Origin of the sequence: Neorhizobium sp. R1-B, from assembly GCF_004368875.1 — a bacterium.
Lineage (GTDB): Bacteria > Pseudomonadota > Alphaproteobacteria > Rhizobiales > Rhizobiaceae > Neorhizobium > Neorhizobium huautlense.
The window spans coordinates 92,176-113,884 of the sequence record NZ_SOEM01000012.1 but is presented as its reverse complement, the minus strand read 5'-3'; the positions used below and the strand labels follow the sequence as shown (position 1 = coordinate 113,884).

Below are 21,709 nucleotides of genomic sequence, written 5' to 3'. Positions count from 1 at the left end.
TCTTGGGTCTCCAATCGTGTCAAATGCAGCGGTCAACCCCGACGGCGACGGTTGCGATAGACGTCAACCGTCACTGCGGCGACGATGATGATGCCCTTGACGATCTCCTGGTAGTAGGCGTCGATGCGAAGGAACGTGAAGCCGGAGGACATTACGCCCAAGATGATGACGCCGATGACTGTGCCGGTGATCCTTCCGATCCCGCCGGCGAGCGAGGTTCCGCCGATAACCGCTGCAGCGATTGCGTCAAGCTCGTAGTTGACGCCCATACCCGATTGCGCTGTCTGGGCACGCGCCGCGGTAACGATTCCAGCGAGCCCTGCGAGCATACCGGCGATCGCATAAACCTTGACGAGGTGAGCTTCCACATTAATGCCGGACACCCGCGCAGCCTGCATGTTCGCGCCGATAGCGTAGGTAAACTTGCCGTATCGTGTGTACCTGAGGACGACATGGAAGATGATCGCGACCGCGATGAACACGACCACCGGCCAGGCACCGGAGCCGATAAAGGTGAACTGGTCCGTCAGACCAGAAATCGGCTGGCCCTTCGTGTACCATTTGGAGATGCCGCGTGCTGCAACCATCATACCGAGCGTGGCAATGAATGGGGGGATGCGAGCGTGGGCAATAAGTGCGCCGTTGATGAATCCCGCTATCGCTCCGAGGATGATGCCGACGCCGATCGGCACGATTGCCGGCATGTCCGTGAAGCCGGGATATAGAGCCCGTGCCCATTCCGAGGACTGCGCTAAACTCGCAGCGATCATTGCGGTCATGGCGACAACGGAGCCTGCTGAGAGATCGATACCGCTGGTGATGATGACCTGAGTGACGCCAATAGCAATGATGCCGACGACAGAAACCTGTAGGATCGTGATCGTCAGCCTCTGCGTGTTTCCAAGAAAGCTCTGACCGATGAAGATCCAGCCCAGCGCCTCATAGATCAGGGCGATCCCAACGAGTACGAGGAAGATATTGAACTCCTGCGGTGGCTTCCATCCCTGCGCAGCAGGGGAGCGCACAATGCCATATTTTTCAACGAGGTTCTTTTCCATAGAATTTGTTCCCTTATTGGTTCTGCTCAACGGGATGCCAGTTCCATCACGGCGACCTGGGTCGCATCGCTTCGCGGCAGGATGCCCGTGACTTTTCCTTCATGCATAACCAGGACGCGATCGCTCATCCCCAAGACTTCGGGAAGTTCGGAAGAGATCAGAATGACTGCCGCGCCGGATTTGGCGAGACTGGAAACGAGGCCGTGGATTTCCGCCTTGGCGCCAACGTCAATGCCCTTGGTGGGCTCGTCGAGAATGAGAATCCTTGGTCCGGTAAGCAGCCACCGTCCAATCAGCACCTTCTGCTGGTTGCCGCCCGACAGATTCTGGATGCTGACGTTGAGGTTGGCCATCTTGATGCGCAGCTTGCGGGCCATCTCGGCGCAATCCACGGCGACAGAGGCTCCCTGAACGAAGCCAGAGCGAGTGTAGCGGGTTTGCAGGGCTGCAATCTGCATGTTTTCGAGAATGTTGAGCGCGAGAAGACAGCCTGTTTCCTTGCGATCCTCCGTGAGGAAGGCCATGCCATGCCCGATCGCATCGCTTGGCTTTTTGATTTCCACCCTCTGTCCATCGATGCGAATTTCGCCAGATGTCGGGGGCGTGACACCGAAGAGCGCTTCCGCAAGGTTCGAACGCCCAGACCCTAGGAGCCCAGCCATCCCGAGTATCTCGCCAGCGCGCAAGTCGAATGAGACGTTTGAGAAAACACCTTCGAGTTCGAGATCTTTCACTGATAGAAGGACATCCCCAGTTCAACCACCTCTTTGGGGAACATCTGGGAGACTTCTCGGCCCACCATCCGCCGGATGATTTCGTCACGACTGATGGTGCTGGCTGGACGCGTCGATATGTATCGACCGTCACGGTAGATGGAAATTTCGTCAGAGATCTCCAGGATCTCGTTCATTTTGTGCGAAATATAGACGATGCCTTTGCCCTCGGTCCGCAATCCGCTGATGATTTCGAAGAGATGGCTTACCTCCCGGTCCGTCAGGGCCGAAGTCGGTTCATCCATGATCAAGACGTCGGAATCATAGGAGACAGCCTTGGCGATCTCGACCATTTGCCGGCTGGCCACCGACAGTGTTCTGACTTCTGCATCCGCCCGGACGTTGATCCTGAGGCGCTGCAGAAGGTTATCGGTGATGCGGTTCATCTTCTTGTGGTCGATGAGCCCGAGCGCATTGCGGGGCTCTCGGCGTATCCAAATGTTCTCCGCTACAGTCATAGAGGCCATCAGGTTCAATTCCTGATGGATCATGGCGATACCCTTTTCGAGCGCATCCAGCGGCGTCGAGAGCGTAATCTCTTTTCCCTTGAAGTGTAGCGACCCTGCGTCCGGCTGATAAATTCCCGCAAGGATCTTCATCAACGTAGACTTGCCTGCGCCATTTTCGCCCATCAAGGCGTGGACGCTGCCTTTCCGGAGATTGAATTGCGCGCCGTCAAGCGCAACCACGCCTGGAAACTCTTTCCGAATGCCCAACGCACTGAGAAGCAAGCCTTGTTCGGCTGCAGGATCGGTCAATGTGGCGTCGCTCATGACAATTCCTTCCAACGTAAATTGCGCGCGACGTGCCGCCGCGCGCACAATTGTGAGCTTTACTTGAGGAACTCGGCCAGGTTGTCCTTTGTCACCAGCGTCAGCTTCGAGTAGATCTTCTTTTCGGTCGGCTCTCCCTTCACGACCTTGAGTATTGCATCGAGCGCATCCTTGCCCTGAACTGCTGGATCCTGCTGCACGGTCACAGCCATATCGCCAGCTTTCATGGCAACGAGTGCGTCCTGCGTGGCGTCGATCCCCGCGACAACCACATTTGTGGAGCTGCCGGATGCTTTTAGTGCCTGGATTGCGCCGAGGGCCATCTCGTCGTTGTTGGCGATGACGGCATCGAACTGCGTGCCGGCTGTCAACCAGTTGGTAACCAGGTCGAGAGCATTGGTTCTCTGCCAGGCAGCTGTCTGTTCCTCGACGATCTTGATGCCCTTGCACTCGTCCGTCTTGAAGACATTGTGAACAGCTTCGGTACGACCGCGAGCGACAAGTGTGCCCAACTCACCCATCAGGATGACGGCACTGCCTTCGCCGCCTAGTGCCTTGCAGACCGCAGTGGCCTGAAGAGTGCCGGCCTCGATCTGATCGGAGCCTACGAATACTTGCTTCGCCGGCAGATCATCAACGTTGCTCGGCTGGTTGTTTGCGAAGACCATCGGGATGCCCGCCTTGTCGACGGTCTTAGAGATCGTCACACCAGCGTCTGCTTCGACGGGAATGACAATAATTCCGTCGACCTTGCTGGCGATGAAGTTGTCGATCTGGCTCTGCTGCTTGGAAACATCGCCTTGCGCGTCTTCGATCAGCAGCTTGACGTTACCCAGCTCCTTCGCGCGGGCTTCCAGGCCGCTACGAAGAATTGCGAGGAAGTTGTCATCGAAGCGCTGCATGCTGAAACCGATCGTGGTTTCAGCATGCGCGGATGCCGCGATGGTTGCTGCAAATACTGCTGCGAGTGCGAATTTCTTCATGTTCCTGCTCCGGTGGTTGTGTGATCATTCTTTGCCCGCTTTTGCTTTATGCCGGAGCTCTACGGGCTAGCGCTCGCGGGGCGCACATGTACCTGATCGCGGCAATCGACAGACCGCCTCGGCTTGGATCATGTGGGGGAGGTTTTTGCATCGCTGATGCTCGGCTTCAGCCGAGATCACTTGAGGTTTGCGATGTTTTTCGAACAGAGCGCCCGCCATTCTCCCAAAATGGCAGTCGCCGCGTCCGATAGGTAAAACGATAAACTAAACTTCGGATTTCTGTCAATCGGCGCGTTCGCAAATTTTTGAAGAAATGTCGCTATTTCCTTCGTTTGAGCGCCGATTCAGCACATATTGCCGGCGTCGCTGCAAAAAAAACGGTTTGACAAGGAGCTTTTTAGATGTATCGTTACACCTACTTTGGAGGCGCTCGTCGGAGTGGACGAACATGTCCTCTGTCGCATCCCTATTTCGATGATATCCTTGTCGTTCCGATAGTCTGAACGAGCTGATCATGGATGATAAACATATGGAAACCACGCGGCCGAAGCGAAGCGAACGGCGATCTCAGGGGACGACATCCGTAGATGTTGCAGCCGATCGCGCGACGATTCAGGATGTGGCGAAGGCTGCTGGCGTCTCCAATACGAGCGTCTCCAACTACATGAACGGTAGGTTGGAGCGGCTGGGTCCCGAAACAAGAGCACGGATCGCGGATGCCGTGGGACGGCTCGGCTTCAAGCCAAATCAAGCGGCACGGCAGTTGAAGACCGGCAAGACCAAGGGAATAGCGCTCGTTGTTCCAAGTATCGTCAATCCATTCAACGGCCAGCTGGTTTTCGCAATCGAGCAGGCTGCGGTCAAGGCGGGCTACGCTGTCCATCTCTGCAATACGATGCGCGACAATGCAGTGGAAAAGCGCTTCCTCGAAAACTTGGTCGGGTTGGGTGTCAGCGATCTGATCACCATTGCGCCGCTCAGCACCCGAAAAGGCTTTTACGGGCCGCAAAGCGATTTCTCCGTCGTCGCTATAGACGCGGATCGGCTCGATCTTCGCCTGCCGCGTCTCGATACGATCAACTTCAATCATGAAGTGGCGATCGATCTGGCCGTGGACCACCTCTATGAGCTTGGGCATCGCCGCATTGCTTACGTCACGGATCCAATGATCACGTACAGTCGTCGCAAACGTCTGGCTGGTTTCAAGGCCGCGATGGCAAACAGAGGCCTTCAGAGCGATTTGCTCGTAGAGCTCGATGCAGATCACGGAGCGCGCGATATCGCCGACGCCGAGATGCTGGAAGTTGGTAGAAGTGCAGCACCGGAGGTGTTGAAACTCCGCCCTCGGCCAACTGCGGTTGTGGCTTTCAATGACATGATTGCTCTCGGTCTCCTCGCGAGCTTCAGACAGGCTGGGCTATCCGTACCTGGCGACCTCTCCTTGGTGGGAATAGACGATGTCTGGGTCAGTCAACTGTCCTACCCGGCATTGACGACGGTGCGCCAACCCATTGAGGCGATGGGCGTGGCGGCCGTCGATCGGATCGTAAACCCTTTGGCAGGGGCTGTCGGGGGAGGTTCCGACACACTTTTCCTGCCCGAACTCACTCTGAGGGAGACATGCGGAGAACCGTCCAGCTAAGCGTGCGGTAACAGCAGGTCGCAACAAACATCCAAACCTCCCCATGATTTTGAGCAACTGGCCGGCACATCGCCGCGCCTTAAAGAGAAGGCTTTGCTTGATGGATATCAGTTCCCCCGCCAAGGGCTTGAGCACGGGACTCCGGCTTGCTTGCGACACCGGCGGCACATTCACCGATCTGGTCGTGGAAGACGGCGAGACGATCCGACTGTTCAAGGCGTCTACCACCCCGGATGATCCGGTTCGCGGCGTGCTCGTCGCCTTGCAGCTCGCGGCGGATCACTACAACCTTAACCGAAGCGCCTTCCTCAAGCGCGCTTCCATGTTCGTTCATGGCACGACCCGCGCCATCAACGCGATCATCACCCAGAAAACGGCCAAGACGGCGTTCATCACGACGAAGGGGCACCGGGACATTCTGGTGATCCGTGAAGGCGGTCGTATCGAGCCTTTCAACTTCACTGTCGCGTATCCCGAACCTTATGTTCCGCGCCGCTATACATTCGAGGTCAACGAGCGAATCGATGCCCGCGGCAATGTCGTCTCTGAACTCGATGAGGTCGACTTCATTGAAACGCTGAAGCGCCTAAAAGATCTGAAGATCGAGGCGATTGGAGTTTGTCTTCTCTGGTCGGTGACCAATTCCGTCCACGAGCTGCGCATCGGCGAGCTAATCAAGCAGCACCTTCCGGATGTCCCTTTCACCCTCTCGCATCAGCTCAATCCAACGCTGCGCGAATATCGCCGCGCATCTGCAACGGTTATAGATGCCTCGCTGAAGCCGTTGATGTTCCGTTATCTCGACAGCCTCACGAACCGTCTAAAGGAGGCCGGTTTCGACGGGCGCACTCTGATGGTCACCTCCAGCGGTGGTATCATGGATGCGGAGGCCGTCGCCCGTGCGCCGATCCACTCGATCAATTCCGGTCCGGCAATGGCACCGGTAGCCGGTCGCTACTATGCAGACCGTGACTTCGGCAAATCGATCGCCATCGTCGCCGACACCGGTGGCACCACGTTTGACGTCAGCCTTGTGCGCGACGGCCGTATTCCTTGGAGCCGGGAAACCTGGATCGGTCAGGCGACACGCGGTCATATGACTGGTTTCCCCTCGGTCGACATCAAGAGCATTGGCGCCGGCGGCGGATCGATTGCCTGGGTTGATGACGGCGGGATCCTGCAGCTTGGTCCCCAAAGCGCGGGCTCGACGCCTGGCCCGGTCGCCTATCGCCGCGGCGGCACTGAGCCGACGGTCACCGATTGCGCCATCATTCTTGGCTATATCGATCCCGACTTCTTCCTCGGCGGCGCGATGGTTCTCGACCGAGCAGGAGCGACCGAGGCGCTACGGACCAAGGTTGCAGATCCTCTTAGCATCAGCGTCGAGGAAGCGGCGGCTTCGGTTCTCAAGCTCTCGACCGAAAAAATGGTCGGTGCGGTCGAGGAGATAACCGTCAACCAGGGTATCGATCCGGCATCTGCGCTTCTGGTCGGCGGCGGCGGCGCGGCTGGACTCAATGCTGTCGCCATCGGCAAGCGCCTGCAGTGCGCGGGCGTTCTGATCCCGGAAGCCGGCGCGGTGATGAGCGCTGCCGGGGCCTTGATGTCGGAGCTTTCCTCCAACTACGCACAGTTGAACTTCACTACCAGCGGAAAATTCGACGGTGAGAAGGTCAATGCGGTCCTCGCCGAGTTGGAAGCCCATTGCCAGAGCTTTGCAGCCGGTCCCGGCGCGAATGCGATCGAGCACAGGATCGAATTCTCGGTCGAAGCTCGCTATCCGCACCAGATCTGGGAGATTGACGTGCCCTTGCCTTCCAGCCGCATTTCCTCCGACAGCGACCTGCAGGCACTGAAATCGGCATTCCACCAGATGCACCAGCGCATTTTCGAAATCTCCGATCCGGAATCGGAAGTCGAGTTCGTCACCTGGCGGGCGAAGGTCAGCTGCAAGCTCAAGGAAGCGACCTCAGGATCGCTACCACGCGAAGGTGAATTCACCGGCGGGAAGGCATCGCGGCCGGTCTATTTCAGCGATACCGGCTGGATCGAGGTCCCGGTTCACCGCTTCGAAGCGATGGTTCCGGGCAATCCGGCTCCCGGTCCGTCGATCGTCGAATCCTCATTCACTACGGTTGTCATCGATCCGCAGACCGTAGCCGAACGCACCGCCGGCGGCGGCTTACGCATAACATTCTAACCAGGAATTACCCATGATCAGCTCTCCTTCGAAAAACGCTCCCGACGGCGTGCAGATGGCGATGATCTCCAGCCGCATGGAGACGATTGCCCGCAAAATGCAGAACACCATCTTCCGGACAGCACGCTCCGGCATTCTCAATACGGCGCACGATTTTTCGTGCGTTGTGTTAACGGCCGATTGCCAGATGCTTTCGGCTGCAGAAAGCTTACCGAACCACACACTGATCGGCCCGGACTTGATGTGCCAGGCTGTGCTGAAGCACCATCCCGTCATGAAGCGGGGCGACTGCTTCCTGCACAACAGCCCCTATGAAGGCAATTCTCACGCCGCCGATCACTGCATGATCGTACCGGTCGTCGATGACGCGGGCGTGTTGCGCTTCTTCGTGCTTGCAAAGGCCCATCAGGCTGATTGCGGTAACTCACGTCCCTCCACCTATCTCGCCGACGTCAAGGACGTCTACGAGGAAGGTGCGCTGATCTTCTCGGCGACCAAGATCCAGGAAGATTACAAAACAAACCAGGACATCGTGCGCATGTGCGAGGCCCGCATCCGCGTACCGGATCAATGGTGGGGCGACTTCCTGGCGACACTCGGTTCTGTCCGTATCGGTGAACGTGAATTGTTGGCGCTCGGCGAAGAACTCGGCTGGGATATGCTGGAAGGCTATGCATCGCGCTGGTTCGACTATTCCGAGCAGAAGATGATCCAGGCCATCTCGAAGCTGACGACGGGCAAGATCACACTGCATTCGGCGCATGATCCGTTCCTTGGCCTGCCGGACGGCATTCCGGTCAAGGTGGAGGTCGAAATCGATGCGGAAAATGCCCGCATCATGGTCGATCTGACCGACAATCCCGATTGCCAGCCCTGCGGTCTCAACCTGACCGAAGCGACGTCGAAGAGCGCTGCTATGATCGGTATCTTCAACGCGCTTCTGGATCATCATGTGATCCCGAATTCCGGTAGCTTCCGTCGTATCGAGGTGAAGCTCAGAGAAAATTGCTGCGTCGGCATTCCGCGCCATCCGGCATCCTGCTCTGTTGCGACGACTAATCTGGCCGACCACGTGACCAACCCGGTCCAGCGCGCCATTGCCGAACTGTCGGCTGGTTTTGGTCAGGCGGCCACGGGTCCGATCCAGCCGCCAGGCATGGGCGTCATTTCCGGGCGCGATCCCCATAATAATGACGAGCCGTTCATCAACCAGGTCCATATCGGCGTCAGCGGTGGTGCCGGTACGCCGGTCACTGACGGCTTCCTGTCGATCATCCATGCGGGCAATGCCGGCATGTGCCGTATCGACAGCGTCGAGGTCGACGAACTCCACCATCCGATCCTGATCGACGACCGGCATCTGATGGAAGATAGCGAAGGGGCTGGCACCTATCGTGGCGCGCCATCCATTTACAGCGAGTATGGCCCATGGGGTGGTGGTGAACTGACCGTTCTCTATGCGGCTGACGGGACGATCACGCCGGCTGCGGGCGCGCGTGGTGGTGGCTCTGGTGGGACCTGCCGAGCGGCCATGCGCAAGACTGACGGCAGCGTTGTCGAGCTCCCGCCTTGCCATGGCATCACGCTCAAGGCGGGCGAAAAGATCATCTCGCATTCGGCAAGTGGCGGCGGCTACGGCATGCCGACTGAGCGCGATCCAGCCCGCGTCATCCACGATCTGGCCGAAGGCTGGATCAGCATCGAGCGCGCCCGTGCCGTCTATGGCGTTGCCGTCGTGGGCTCACGCGCCACGGATGATCTAGCACTCGACGCCGCCGGAACGGAAAAGCTGCGCGGCAACGTCAAGCAGCTCGCAGCGGCAAGCTGATCGACCGAGACCCAGCTGGCGCCCCTTGGCCGGGCCGAGTGGCGCCAGCGTCGAAGCGAACCTATCAGAGGCAAATAAGGGAGGGAATCTCCATGTCGGATTTGGACTGGAGCAGCGGTGCTGCCTATGTCGACGGTCAATATATGCCGCTCGAGGATGCCAAGATCCCGGTAACGGAATGGGGATATCGCCGTTCCGACGTCACCTATGACGTCGTCGGGGTCTACTATGGCGCATTCTTCCGTCTGGACGATCACGTGAAGCGCTTTCGCGCTTCCATGGAAAAGCTCCGCATGAAGCCGGAGGAAAGCGACGATCAGATCAAGGAAATCCTAACCGAGATCGTCACGCGCTCGGGTTATCGCGAAGCATATGTCGCGATGGACTGCCTTCGCTCTCGCCCGCCCCGTGGCGTGCCCCTTCACCCTGCCTATGGCCGCAGCTATCTTATTTGCCACGTCTTGCCCTGGGTCTGGGTTTTCACGCCGGAGCAACAAGAGCGTGGGGTTCACGCGATCATCGGCACTCCCGAGCGGATTGCACCTGAATCCTTCGATCCCACGATCAAGAATTTCCACTGGGGTGACCTCACCCGCGGCAACTTCGAGGCACATGAACAAGGCGCCGAAACTGCCATTCTCCTCGATCGCTATGGCCATGTCACGGAAGGTCCAGGTTATAACGTTTTTGCAGTGTTCGATGGCAAGGTTGTCACGCCGCGTTCCGGCGCGCTCGAAGGAATTACCCGCAAATCGGTGATCGAGCTTTGTCAGATGCTGAGGCTCGAATGCGAGCTACGGGACATCACGCGTGACGAGTTCGAAAACGCGGACGAAATCTTCTGCTCTACAACAGCCGGCGGCATCATGCCGATCAGCAAGCTCGGCAGCCGCATTCTCGGAAATGGCCGGCCGGGTCCGATCTCGACCCTTCTCAAAGACACCTTCTGGGAAAAGCGCAAGCAGGGCTGGCACGCAACCCCCATCGCCTATGAATAACGGCATCTCAAACGGACCGACTCGGTCAAGGTGGCCTGGCCTGGCGATCGATCCAATGCAAAGCAAGTGAGTTAGCTTCATGCAGCAATCCATTTTCGACCTCAGCGGCAAGACCGCGCTGGTGACCGGTTCTAGTCAGGGCATCGGGTTGGCGCTCGCAAGAGGGCTGGCCCAGAATGGCGCCAAGATTATCCTCAACGGACGGAGCACCGAGAAACTCGCAGCCGCCCAAAACCAGTTACGGACCGAGAACCTTCTTTGCGAGGTCTGTTCGTTCGACGTCACGGACGCACAATCGAGCGCATCCGGTATTGCTGAGATTGAGGCATCCGTCGGATCGGTGGACATTCTTATCAACAATGCCGGGATGCAGTTTCGCTCACCCCTGGAAGACTTTCCGGTTGAAAAATGGGAAGAGCTGCTTAGGACAAACGTATCCAGTGCGTTTTACGTGAGCAGGGCTGTCGCGGGGGGCATGATCTCTCGCCGCCAGGGAAAGATCATCAATATCGCATCCGTTCAGAGCGAGCTCGCCCGTCCTGGAATTGCTCCCTATACCGCGACGAAAGGAGCCATCCGTAATCTTACCAGGGGGATGTGCACGGACTGGGCAAAATACGGACTGCAGATCAATGCGATCGCGCCGGGTTACTTCAAGACGCCGCTCAATAAAGCTCTCGTCAAGAGTGAAGAATTCTCGGAATGGCTTCAGAAACGCACGCCCGCCGGCAGGTGGGGAGAGGTGGACGAACTTGTCGGCGCCGCGGTCTTCCTATCCAGCCCAGCCTCTTCGTTCATCAATGGCCACACGCTCTACGTCGATGGCGGCATAACCGCCAGTCTTTGAAATCGGAACCGACCGACCACAACCACTGTCTTTCGGAGAAATTGATGTCGCTCCGGGAACGACGAAATCGAAACACAGCTCGACCAGAGCAAGGGCGCCGCAGTTGCAGACAGATCGCCGCAAACGGAGAACCATTCCAATGACAAAACTCTCTGAAATTCACGCCGAAGCCAGCAAATATTTCATTGGTGGTGCTTCTGCAGGGCAACGTTATAACGCGCCGCTGGGCCAGCCGCTCTACATCACTCGCGCTGATGGCAGCAGATTTTGGGACGCTGATGGAAACGAGTTCATCGATTTCCATACTGGGGCGGGCGCCGCCCTATTTGGACATAACAACCCGCGTATCCGCGAGGCCATTGGCAAGGCCCTGGATGCAGGTTTCTTCATGAATTTCGACACGGAATACCACACGCAACTCGCCCGGTTGCTTCAGCACTTTTTCCCTAGCTGTGAACGGTTCCGGTTGCTGAACACCGGCGCGGAAGCAACACAGTCCGCAATCCGGTTGGCCCGCGCCCATACCGGTCGCGACAAAGTGCTGCGGTTCGAGGGCCATTTTCACGGCATGTACGAAAGCATCTGGTTCAACCATAATATGGTGAGCAATGTTGACGGGCGCGGTGAGGTCGAGACGAACGCGGATTCCGAAGGGTTTCCGATCCACGCCAAGGATGGTGTCGTCAACGTCATCTTCAATGACGTCGAGGCGGTTGAGCACGCAATCAGGAAGTACAGAGATGAGCTCGCATGCGTCATCCTTGAGCCTATCAGCTATAATTGCGGATGCCTTGAGGCGCGTGGGGAATATCTTCGCGCCGTGCGGGAGATTTGTACGCGAGAGAATATCGTCCTGATCTTCGACGAGGTCGTCAGCGGATTGCGGATGCGTCCGGGCAGCGCTCAGAAGTATTACGGCATCCTGCCTGACATGACCGCCATGGCGAAAGCAATTGGGGGTGGCCTGTCCATCGCGGCTGTCGGCGGCACAAAAGAAATCATGCAGCACGTCAATCCGACCGGGAATGCCGCAGTCAGCGGCACGTATAGCGGTGCGCTCATGCCAGTGCTGGCGAGCATCGCCTGCCTGACCATGGCCAGCGAAGACGGTTTCTACGATCGCATCGAGGCTATTGGAGGGAAGTTGTTCACCGGCATCGATGACCTTCTGTCCAAGCATAAGATTGCCGGTCACGTGCGGGGCGTCGGCGCCCGCTTTGGTATCTACTTCGGCGTCGAAAATCCGCAAGACGACTTCGACTTCCGCAAGGTCGCTGCATTACAAGACAGGGCGACCTACAAGAAATTCGTGACCGAGTGCGTGAACAATAGGCTCTGGTTTCATGATACCGCCGGCCCTGTGTCACCGGCTCATTACGGCTTCACAATCGCCCACACGGCAAAAGACATTGACGAAACCCTCAACCGTCTGGATAAAATCTTCAAAAAGATCGCGTAGGGAAGCTAGGCCGTTGATATTTCCGAATGAGGCGTTAGCGCCCACGTCTTTCAATTTGATAACTCGGTGGTGCGGTAATCCTCCCCGTTTTAACGGGGTTCAGCGATAGAATTCACGCGACCATTTTCAGTTTCTGAGCGGGTGTGATGCCGCCAATTCCCATGTTGCGTCGTTCGTGGTTGTATGTCCAAAGCCACTCCGTGGCGATCTGCTGCACCTCCGTTATGCTGTCAAAAATATACAGATCAAGCCATTCATGCCGGACCGTTCAATGGTAGCGCTCGACATAGGCGTTCTGCTGAGGCTTGCCGGGCTGGATGTAGTTCAATGCGATTCCCTGGCTCTCGGCATTCGGTGAGGGTTGAAATGACATATTCAGCGCCGTAACACCTTCGGAAGTTTGCGCTGAATGAGGCTTTGACCAGTTGCATAGCCCTTATCAGGCGAAGCAGGTTGTCATAGCCAGGCCTAAGGTCTCACAGTGGTTTTGCGAAGCCACACTGTAAAGGAGACCGGCTATGACCGTTTATGGCGCTTTCTTTTTGACCGCCTCAGCTTTGCATGCGCGGACAGGCAACTTTGTCGGCGCAATGTCTTCGCTGACGGGGGGCGCCTTCAGCCAGCGGATGATCGCGTCCAAGGCCGGCCGCAGTTGTTTCTTCAGCTCGGCTGTCATGTCGGCTTCGATCCCGCAGGCGTCTCCAATCGCGATCCAATCGATGGCCGTTCAGGATCGGTGGCCGTTTGCGGTAAATGATCAGGCTGATCAGATAGGAGCGGACATTCTCTAGAACCCGCTTTGAGGATATCGGTGCAATACGCACTTCGCAGAATTCCGAAATTTTTCGCTGAAAATGACGTGATGAAAGATCGTGTTTGGGCATGCTCATTCCGTTTCTCTCCGGCACCAGTACCGAGGGCGAGCGGGAATAGGAGCATGCTTTTAAAAAAGGCATGTATGGTGGGCAGACCCGCCGGCTGTGGCACTACCATTCAGAAAACAGCGTAAATGACATATAAACGGATCAATTTTTAGATTATGATGCGTATTTATATCTTTTTGGTTGACCGATCCTGGAATGTTTGAGATAGCTTTGCCTTACTCCACGGAGAATGGTGGGATAGGTAGATGGCACGGTCTGAGTCAGAATCGTTGCTGGAGATCGGGCAGTTGCTGAAGGCTACGCGTAAAGTCCGGCAATTGACCCAAGAGCAGGTTGCCGACATGGCGGGTATATCGCGTCCCCGCTATAGAGAGATAGAAGCCGGAAGCAGTTCTGCGCGCACGACGACACTGATCAATATCGCCCGCGCTCTCGGGCTTGAATTGATGCTCATACCGCAAGCCATGGTGCCGGCCGTTGGCGCGCTGCTGCGGCCTCAGGATGATCTCGACGATCTGCCGGCATTCATGGCTCACCCAGATGAGGATGAGAATGTCTGAAGCTTCATCCGATCCGAAATCCATCTCGTCGCTCGACGTGCTGTTGAACGACGTGAAGGTCGGCACGATCGTCAGAACGCCCGGCGACTTCAACGCCTTCAGCTTCGCGGAGAGCTATCGTGAAACGGGCGGCTTTCCGGTGCTCAGTCTGTCTTTTCGCGCAGCCACTGGCGGATTGCGCAAGGACCCGAAACCCGTAGCCCGTGCGTTGCCGGCATTCTTTGCCAATCTGCTCCCCGAAGACAAGCTGCGCGAGGCGATGGAAAAACACCATGCGGGGAGTGTTCGCGCAGGAAACGATTTCGACCTGCTTGTTGCGCTCGGGTCGGATCTGCCAGGTGCGGTCCGCGTCGTGCCGAGCGACGGAACGGTTATGCGTCTCGACAACCTGCCTGCTTCCAAACCGAAAGCCCGGTTCTCGCTTGCCGGTGTTCAGATGAAGCTTTCGGTGATCAAGAACACGGGCAAGGGCGGTGGATTGACGCTGCCGCTCGGCGACGACCAGGGATCCTACATCGCCAAGTTTCCATCGACCTCATTTCCCGGCGTGTCGGAAAATGAATATGCCAACCTCTCATTGGCTGAAGCGATCGGCATGGAGGTTCCCGAACGTGAACTGGTCGAGCAATCGGAGTTCGAGGGTATACCGAAGGAATTCGAGACGCTGTCGGCTGGAAAAGTCCTGCTTGTCAAACGCTTCGACCGTGGCGCAAACGGTGAGCGGATCCATATCGAGGATTTCGCCCAGGTGTTCGGCGTCTATCCTTCGCGGAAGTACGAAGGTGCCGCCTATCATGATATCGCTGCAGCCTTGAACGTTGCCGTTTCGTCCACCGCTGCTCTCGAGTTCGTCCGCCGGCTGGCTCTGGCTGCCATAACCGGCAATGGCGACATGCACCTGAAGAACTGGTCATTGATCTATCGCGAGACAGGCGACAAACCGCAACTCGCGCCTGTCTATGACGTGCTCTCGACGGTCCCTTACATCCCCGCGGATGCCATGGCTCTGTCGCTTGCCGGCGAGCGCCACTTCAAGGCGCTGAACGTACAGCGGTGGAAAGCCTTCTCCAACCGCGCACGCCTGCCGGAAGCCGCAGTTCTCGGGGCGGTGGTCGACACGGTTGAGCTCGTCAATCAGCTGTGGTGGTCACTGCCGGATCGGAAAGTTGTTCCGGCGAAGGTTCTCGAGCGCATCGATACTCACGTGCGGCTGATGACACCAATCCTCGGTACGTGTGCAGACTGAGGCCATCCGGCGGAGCGGCAACAAAACTCTGCTCTAGCCCGCTCGCCAGTTCTCCTGGCGCATCTCTACGCGTTGCCAAATGGCGTCATTGATCCTGATCGAGGGCACCTGAACGACACGCACAGCTCGGAAGCATTATCCCGCGCCAGCCTTCACTTTGAGAGGCTTTCGGCTTTCATAGCCGAAGGATTGAAGTGGACGACGGTGTTGTCGGCTTTGGTTCCCGGAAAGCTGAATGTAAATTCAGGTGCGTTGGGATCGGGGAGCCGACCTTCTTCTGCTTCACGCGCTTCTCGGGTTCGAAGAACTCGCGGGATATGTGACCCAACGACGGCAGGTGAGGTACGGGTAGATCGACAGATAGAGTCGCGGCGGCCGGCGCTCGACCCGGCACAGGATTAGATGCTTGACGGCGTCGAAGCCGATTGCGCCGAGCTGAAGGGCCTGCTTCCCCGCCGCATGCAGATCTGCCAATTCGAAGCTTTCCAGAAGACGGAGAACCTGCACATATTCCCGCCGCCCATGCTTGGCCATGCGGCCTTCCATCAGCCGGCGCAGCGTCGCGAATTCCTCCGGCAGGTCCCAACCCTGGAGAGGGGCAGCCTGATCCAGGGAGTTGATCTTCTGCTCGATCAGCGGCAGGTAATGAACGGGATCGAAGACGACGTCCTCCCGCTCCCAGCACCGCGGATAACGGGCAATGACCTCGCCGCGGCAACCGATCACCACCTGATCGACATAGCCCCGGACCCAGACGTCTTGATGGCCGTAGGCTACAGGCACGGAATAGTCGTTCGCCTTATAGCGGACGAGCGACTGGGCCGTCACAACAGCGCTGGCCTGGTCGCAGGCATCAAACGGCGACGCGGGCAAGGGGCGCATGGCCGCCAAATCCCGCTGCAATCGTTCGCCGATCGTCTCGCTCTCACCGCGCAGCTTGTCGCGCTGGCGTTTGCGGCACTGCTCTTCCAGAAAAGCGTTGAAGGCGTCCCATGTCGGAAACTGCGGGATCGGCACCATAAAATTACGTCGGGCATAGCCGACGAGACCCTCGACATTCCCCTTGTCGTTGCCTTTGCCGGGACGGCCGTAGCGATCCCGGATCAGGTAGTGGGACAGGAAGCCGCTGAACAACGTCGCCCGCTTGCGTGTGCCGTCCGGCAGGATCTTGGCCACCAGGCAACGGTCGTTGTCATAGACGATCGACTGCGGCACGGCTCCGAAAAAGGCAAACGCATGGATGTGGCCATCCACCCAGGCCTCGGCCACCGCCGCCGGATAGGCCCGTACATAGCAGCCGTCGCTATGCGGCAGATCGAGCACGAAGAAGCGGGCCTTTTGCTCGACGCCGCCGATTACCACCGTCGCCTCACCGAAGTCGGCCTGCGCATGGCCGGCCGGATGCGACAGTGGCACGAATACCTCCTGTCGGCGCTGATCCCGCTCGCGCATGTAATCCTTGATGATCGTGTAGCCGCCGGTGAACTCGCACTCGTCACGAAGCCGGTCGACCACCCGTTTGGCAGTATGCCGCTGCTTGCGCGGCATCACCATGTCAGCTTCCAGCCACTGCTCGATCGTCGAAACGAATGCATCCAGCTTCGGACGCCGGATCGGCGAACGTCGCTGATAGCCGGGCGGTGTCGAATACGACAGCATCTTGGCAACGCTGTCGCGCGATACGTTGAAATGCTTTGCTGCCTGTCGCTGCGTCATCCCTTCGGAAACAGCCAGGCGAACCCTCAAATAAAGTTCCACGGTGTAGATCCCCCGTCCCTCCTGCGATCATTGCAGAAAGGAAATAGGTGGCCGGATTTTACTCCGCCCGCAGCAGCACTATGCCGCCGCTATCGTGGCCGACTTTTCCACCGCCGCTCTCAGATGGGCCATATCTGAAAGAACGCACTTCCCCTGATAAGGCGGTGGAAAGGGAAATTCCTCGGCTACGGCCGTGCAAAGTGCTCGCCACTTCGTATCATTCATATGGGAAGACAAGCCGCGTTCCGCGATGGCACGGCGTACTTTCGCGGTCTCATTGCTGTCTGTCGAGCCAATATAGAGCATCCGTCGTTCCTGCTCTTCTTCAACTGGATGTCAGAAACATCGGGCGGAACAGTTAGTCATAAATTTGCATGTGCTATCAAGGAATATGGATTGGTATTGCCCTCTCTGTGATCGCCACGGGATTAAAATTAAAGACTTTCGCAAATTGACCGCTCGGTTCTCGGGGCAGGGAGCATTCAGGGTGGTTAGTGTTACGACAGAAGATCATCAAGGCCGATCTGCCACCGATCATTTCTCGGGGAGCCTCGGCAAAAGCGTAAAGGTGCTGGATCATTTAGGGAGAGTTCGGCCCAGGTAAGTGACGGCTGCTCTCGCCCCAAAGCGGATACGTTCGGTGCCGCAGTGGTGCAATCCTCCATCGGCTAGGGCAGGATACCTGGTCAGTCTGGACGTCAAACGTAGTCTGCAACGTGAGCATTCTCGAGGTAGCCGAACACACGAAAGCGGTCTGCTGTTTCCTCACCTGGCACATGGATTTTCTTCAGTGCAGACCGAACAAGATCGCGCTGATCCGATGTTTCGACGTGAATGTCGACGTGGACAATGTCCTTGTAACCGCCAATGCGAAAAATGATGAAGCCACTCGAATCAGGGCCGTATCTGTAGCCATTTGTCGAAAGCGTACTCCACGCCGGAGTTGGATCAAGCGCATACATCGCCAAACGGAGTTCGTCCCACTTTGTATCGTTCATGACCGGGTTGAGCATAACGATTCCTTTCGAGCGAGCTGAGGTAGTGTCGTCAGCGACATCAACTACAGGAAGCTCAGGATCAAACTGTCGCTATCTGCGTCGATACAAGGGAAATTGAGACGCCACAATGACTGCAATTGGTACGAAGCGGAAGACGGCCTTAGCTGCCAAAGGCAGAGGGCTGTAGCTTTGCGGTCGTAAGAAGATGTTGGAGCGTGTAAGCGACAGAGCGTGCATCGTCCAACGCATCGTGCGCCTGTAAGTCCGGATGCTCAACGCCGTAATAATCGGCAAGCTTGTTGCTGGGCGTTCGCGCCAAATCCTCGACAGGCATCCCAGCAGCAACCAGAAGCTTCACGGCGTTATCAAACCGGGGCGCGGGAATCGGTGGCTTAATGCCTTCGACGTAGCAGCTGATTGCGATCATGTTCAGCTCGTCTTTCCCCCATGACCAGAAGGTTGCACCATCAGAAAAGCGGTCAAGATCGTCCAGCGCTGTCTGCAGAGGTCTGCCATCTCGCGTAATTTGTTCCACGGTGATGCCCGTGAGGTCTGTGAAGTAGGGGTCGATTGCATATCGAGCGCCATGCCTGTCGCGCGGCGTCACGTAAGCTTTGAAAGTCTCAAGTATCGGGAAATCTTCTTCGAGGCCGATTTTAACTGCTCCGATTTGAGCAATCACAGGGTCGGGGTCGACAGCTGCACACCAGAAACGACTCTGAGAGCCTTTGATGCAAAGGAACTCGCAGTCGAAGATGATAGCTGTTTTCACGCGCGTCTCCCGACAACATTATCCGCAGCAAGAATAATCGGGCTCGGGGGGAGTGGCAATGACTGGTGGGTTGGCGCAATATGGCCCTCGGAGGTTCCGGCATAGACACTTCTGTCGATCCGCAGAACTGCTCAGACCGCTCGAACTTCGGCAAGCCGCTTCACTGCGTACTCGTCCTGCCAGCAGACGGCGGCTTCCCATGCGGCCGACGCCTGCTCTGCGATGTCATGTGTGCCGTCGTCGAGATCAGCAGCGTTGCCGGGCAGTACCAGGTCAAGGTCGGGCACGTCGACATGTGACTCGTCCCAGTCGATCAACGCGACCCGATCTGCGGTCATGCGGACGTTGGCAGGGTTGTTCGGATTGCCGTGAACAACGCATGTCTCACGCCCGATTAGCCGCGCCCACGCTGCTCGACATCGAATAACGCCCTCGGGCGGCATCGCAGCAAGATTGATCCTGGTTCCGGTTTCAGCACCGAGGAGGTCGGTCGATGATCTCCAGCCAGGCCGCTGCGGCCAGCCCTGGGTCAACCGATGCAGTTCACGGAGTGCATCGGCGACGCGACGCCAGTCTGACATCGTTTCGGGCGGTCCGCCCTCGACGTACTTCATCACTACTAGACCGTCCACGAACAGGCAGCCGCCAGTCGCCGGAACCGGTACCGGAACGGTCATGCCTTTACGGTTGAGGTGTTGGAGGAGGTGGGTTTCCCACGCAAGATCAGCGTCGGTCCTTGAACCAAGACGACCGACCGCGATCTGCCCGTGCACACGAACGGTCCACACGTCATTGGCAACTCCACCAGTCAGTGGTTCAATGCGAACTGCGTCTTCGCCCCATTGTCTGAGTGCGTCCCATCCCATTGGCAGTGCCCTTGGCGGCTGTGTAAAAAGATGGCGGAAGAAATAGAGAAAGTTTGCGACACAAGGAAGTCCGCTTTGACACACCTGCGCACGCGGCTCGGGGCAGTGTCGTCCGACCTTTCGACGCACGCTTCCGTTTGATAGGTGAAGCGCTGTGACACGGGGAAGCTTGTTAGATGAATTATTCGGATGTGATTGGAGGCGATGAGCTTTTAAGATGGTTCGGCGAGGTTCCGACCTTTCACGACAGCGAAATCCTCAGTCTATCCCTCCATAGAACCGGGGCCAGCGAATTGAAGGTGCATGGCTGGATCATGACCAATGAGGTCGGTCCAGACGGACACATTGTGCTGGACAAGCACGCGGTCGTAACCTTTTCACTCGAAGGCATCATGGACCTTCAGCTCGACGGCTTCAGCGGCCAGAATGTGATCGCGGGCCTCGTCCTGCAACGCGCGACCGACCGAGGCAGATCAAGCTATTTCAGCCTGCAGGAAGATGGGACCGACGTCGAGATCGAATTGACACCTTGTTACGGCTTGGACGGCTTCATCAGGGCGAAGAAGGTGGCGATTTCATTCATCCCAGGACGCCCGGCGGATATGTAGCCCTGTTCGGCTCCTATTGGTGCGAAACGGAAAGCGAACGTCGGCCCTCAGCAGACGCTTGTTCCTCTGAGTCTAGCTGGCGAAGGTATTCATCGCCGCTGATCGTCGTCCACCCCTCCCTTGGGAACCGCTGAACGTCAACGTTTTCAAGTGAGAAGTAGGCTCCAAAGAAGTCTCAATTCGGATCAAGTAAGGCAATTCTCCTATCTAGCTCATTGCCGCTCCGTGAAAGTTGATCTTCAAGTGCATCTTCTCTCTTACCGGTTCTTTAGGCATGTCGACTTTCCAATAGCTCGCGAGAACATTTCCCTCGCCGTCCCTGATATCTCCTGTTGGCACATCAGCGCCTTAACGCCTCTCGGCCCGAAGTCGTCGTTGCTCGCCAACGGTACTGGAGTTAGATAAACTACTGCCACCGATCACGAAACGTCCATGAACAGCATTAGCGTCGCAAACATTGCAAATCGTGCCAATGGCCTGGAGCCAGGGCCTATTTCACCAGAAGAGGTCGAACTCGCCCGGAACATTCTCCGAGGACGCGACATATCGTCGGGCTTTGTGGCGGCGCTAGCGACGCACCACTGTTGGAAGCCTATCTGCAGGGTGAGGAGAACAACGTCTACGCGGAGTACGCACTCAAAGCGTTATGTCGCTATCTTGGTCTGGTCGAACGATATCGACCTTTGTTGCGCCAATGGATGAAAAACAAGGACGATGGCTTCAGGAGAATGCCTGCAATTCACCTCGCGAACGAATATTTTCGCGATTTCGAGGACAAAGAGCTGGGCCGGTACCTCACGCGCGGCACCTTTCAGATCGAGAGCCGGGCTCAGATGGCCATGCTGCCCCGTTTGAAGCCGCGCACCTACTACGATTTCGTGATTCAGGTGGCGATCGTTCGGCCGGGACCGATCCAGGGCGATATGGTCCATCCTTATCTGCGCCGCCGCGAGGGCAAGGAGCCGGTCGAATATCTCCATTGGCGGCCGGAAACACTGGCTTTGGCGAGCCGTCGATCAGGACGGATATATTCTCGACGAAATCGTGCAGGCTCGTCGCGACACGAAGGCTGCCAAGCGATTGCTGGTCAGGCTGCTGAAGAAGCAAGGCCTCACGCCGAAGCGGATCATCAGCGACAAGCTGCGCTCATATGGAGCGGCAAAGCGGGATGTGATGCCTTCTGTCGAACATCGATCGCATAAAGGCCTGAACAATCGCGCGGAAAATTCACACCTGCCGCTGCGAAAGCGAGAACGGATGATGCAGGCTTCCGAGCCTCCGGCGGATTGCAACGATTCACCGCGGTCTTTTCGGCAATCAGAAATCACTTTGTCCCGTCCCACTATAAGGACACCGCCCTCGCCACCCACATTCATCGAATCCGCGCAATGGCGCAGTGGAGGGCCGTAACTGGCACAGCTGCCTGAGTTCAACGGCAAGCCATTCGCCCGGCTTC

The 21,709-nt window shown here is 57.4% G+C and carries 15 protein-coding genes and 5 pseudogenes; 11 read left to right on the top strand and 9 right to left on the bottom strand.

Translation table 11 applies throughout. From position 1 onward, the window contains the following. Window positions 1-32 precede the first annotated feature (32 nt). The 3 genes and pseudogenes from EDE05_RS17250 to EDE05_RS17240 form a co-directional block, all read right to left on the bottom strand. Window positions 33-1,058 (bottom strand): ABC transporter permease, encoded by a 1,026-nt coding sequence (locus EDE05_RS17250; RefSeq protein ID WP_112803394.1) that lies wholly within the window; start codon window positions 1,056-1,058, stop codon window positions 33-35. Between the two features lie 26 nt (window positions 1,059-1,084). Next, a pseudogene (locus EDE05_RS17245) lies at window positions 1,085-2,604 on the bottom strand (sugar ABC transporter ATP-binding protein). 59 nt (window positions 2,605-2,663) lie between these two features. Beyond that, window positions 2,664-3,587 (bottom strand): substrate-binding domain-containing protein, encoded by a 924-nt coding sequence (locus EDE05_RS17240; RefSeq protein WP_134102028.1) that lies wholly within the window; start codon window positions 3,585-3,587, stop codon window positions 2,664-2,666. A 514-nt stretch (window positions 3,588-4,101) separates the two neighbouring features. Between EDE05_RS17240 and EDE05_RS17235 the strand changes: the two genes are divergently transcribed. The 6 genes from EDE05_RS17235 (at window position 4,102) to EDE05_RS17210 (ending at window position 12,561) form a co-directional block, all read left to right on the top strand. Beyond that, window positions 4,102-5,229 carry a LacI family DNA-binding transcriptional regulator gene (locus EDE05_RS17235; RefSeq protein WP_112803388.1) on the top strand — a complete coding sequence of 376 codons (1,128 nt, stop codon included), beginning with the start codon at window positions 4,102-4,104 and terminating at the stop codon, window positions 5,227-5,229. Window positions 5,230-5,329: 100 nt separating this feature from the next. Continuing rightward, window positions 5,330-7,429, top strand: a complete 2,100-nt coding sequence (locus EDE05_RS17230; RefSeq protein WP_134102026.1) for a hydantoinase/oxoprolinase family protein — start codon at window positions 5,330-5,332, stop codon at window positions 7,427-7,429. Between the two features lie 13 nt (window positions 7,430-7,442). Further along, the gene (locus tag EDE05_RS17225; protein ID WP_134102023.1) at window positions 7,443-9,257 is read left to right on the top strand and encodes a hydantoinase B/oxoprolinase family protein; all 1,815 of its coding nucleotides are present in this window, start codon (window positions 7,443-7,445) and stop codon (window positions 9,255-9,257) included. 92 nt (window positions 9,258-9,349) lie between these two features. After that, window positions 9,350-10,255, top strand: a complete 906-nt coding sequence (locus tag EDE05_RS17220; protein ID WP_134102020.1) for an aminotransferase class IV — start codon at window positions 9,350-9,352, stop codon at window positions 10,253-10,255. A gap of 79 nt (window positions 10,256-10,334) precedes the next feature. After that, window positions 10,335-11,102: an SDR family oxidoreductase gene (locus EDE05_RS17215; RefSeq protein WP_112803380.1), complete on the top strand. Its 768-nt coding sequence runs from the start codon at window positions 10,335-10,337 to the stop codon at window positions 11,100-11,102. Between the two features lie 139 nt (window positions 11,103-11,241). Next, window positions 11,242-12,561: an aminotransferase class III-fold pyridoxal phosphate-dependent enzyme gene (locus tag EDE05_RS17210; RefSeq protein ID WP_132412699.1), complete on the top strand. Its 1,320-nt coding sequence runs from the start codon at window positions 11,242-11,244 to the stop codon at window positions 12,559-12,561. 112 nt (window positions 12,562-12,673) lie between these two features. On the opposite strand, the pseudogene EDE05_RS17205 reads toward EDE05_RS17210, so the two are convergent. Further along, window positions 12,674-12,910, bottom strand: a pseudogene (locus EDE05_RS17205) (transposase); the annotation flags it as partial. Between the two features lie 243 nt (window positions 12,911-13,153). Next, window positions 13,154-13,451, bottom strand: a pseudogene (locus EDE05_RS17200) (hypothetical protein); the annotation flags it as partial. A gap of 239 nt (window positions 13,452-13,690) precedes the next feature. Here EDE05_RS17200 and EDE05_RS17195 point away from each other — a divergent pair. Together EDE05_RS17195 and EDE05_RS17190 are read left to right on the top strand one after the other, a co-directional pair. Further along, window positions 13,691-14,005 carry a helix-turn-helix domain-containing protein gene (locus tag EDE05_RS17195; RefSeq protein WP_112803376.1) on the top strand — a complete coding sequence of 105 codons (315 nt, stop codon included), beginning with the start codon at window positions 13,691-13,693 and terminating at the stop codon, window positions 14,003-14,005. Further along, window positions 13,998-15,251, top strand: a complete 1,254-nt coding sequence (locus tag EDE05_RS17190; protein WP_134102018.1) for a HipA domain-containing protein — start codon at window positions 13,998-14,000, stop codon at window positions 15,249-15,251. The genes EDE05_RS17195 and EDE05_RS17190 overlap by 8 nt, the downstream gene beginning before the upstream one ends. A gap of 282 nt (window positions 15,252-15,533) precedes the next feature. Here EDE05_RS17190 and istA read toward each other — a convergent pair whose 3' ends face one another. The 4 genes from istA to EDE05_RS17170 all read right to left on the bottom strand — a co-directional run bounded on the left by istA (window position 15,534) and on the right by EDE05_RS17170 (window position 19,645). Beyond that, window positions 15,534-17,009, bottom strand: a complete 1,476-nt coding sequence (gene istA, locus EDE05_RS17185) for an IS21 family transposase (RefSeq protein ID WP_134102016.1) — start codon at window positions 17,007-17,009, stop codon at window positions 15,534-15,536. A 698-nt stretch (window positions 17,010-17,707) separates the two neighbouring features. After that, a complete protein-coding gene (locus tag EDE05_RS17180; RefSeq protein WP_245519928.1) occupies window positions 17,708-18,022 on the bottom strand; it encodes a DUF6678 family protein in 315 nt (104 codons plus the stop codon). Between the two features lie 145 nt (window positions 18,023-18,167). Beyond that, complete coding sequence (locus EDE05_RS17175) at window positions 18,168-18,779, bottom strand: 3'-5' exonuclease (protein ID WP_134102015.1); 612 nt, start codon at window positions 18,777-18,779, stop codon at window positions 18,168-18,170. A 131-nt stretch (window positions 18,780-18,910) separates the two neighbouring features. Beyond that, window positions 18,911-19,645, bottom strand: coding sequence for a phosphotransferase (locus EDE05_RS17170; RefSeq protein WP_134102012.1), 735 nt, complete (start codon window positions 19,643-19,645; stop codon window positions 18,911-18,913). Between the two features lie 176 nt (window positions 19,646-19,821). Between EDE05_RS17170 and EDE05_RS17165 the strand changes: the two genes are divergently transcribed. The 3 genes and pseudogenes from EDE05_RS17165 to EDE05_RS17155 all read left to right on the top strand — a co-directional run. Further along, window positions 19,822-20,253 (top strand): Imm50 family immunity protein, encoded by a 432-nt coding sequence (locus EDE05_RS17165; RefSeq protein ID WP_134102009.1) that lies wholly within the window; start codon window positions 19,822-19,824, stop codon window positions 20,251-20,253. A gap of 698 nt (window positions 20,254-20,951) precedes the next feature. Further along, window positions 20,952-21,176, top strand: a pseudogene (locus tag EDE05_RS27510) (hypothetical protein); the annotation flags it as partial. A gap of 49 nt (window positions 21,177-21,225) precedes the next feature. Further along, window positions 21,226-21,680, top strand: a pseudogene (locus EDE05_RS17155) (DDE-type integrase/transposase/recombinase); the annotation flags it as partial. Window positions 21,681-21,709: the final 29 nt, after the last annotated feature.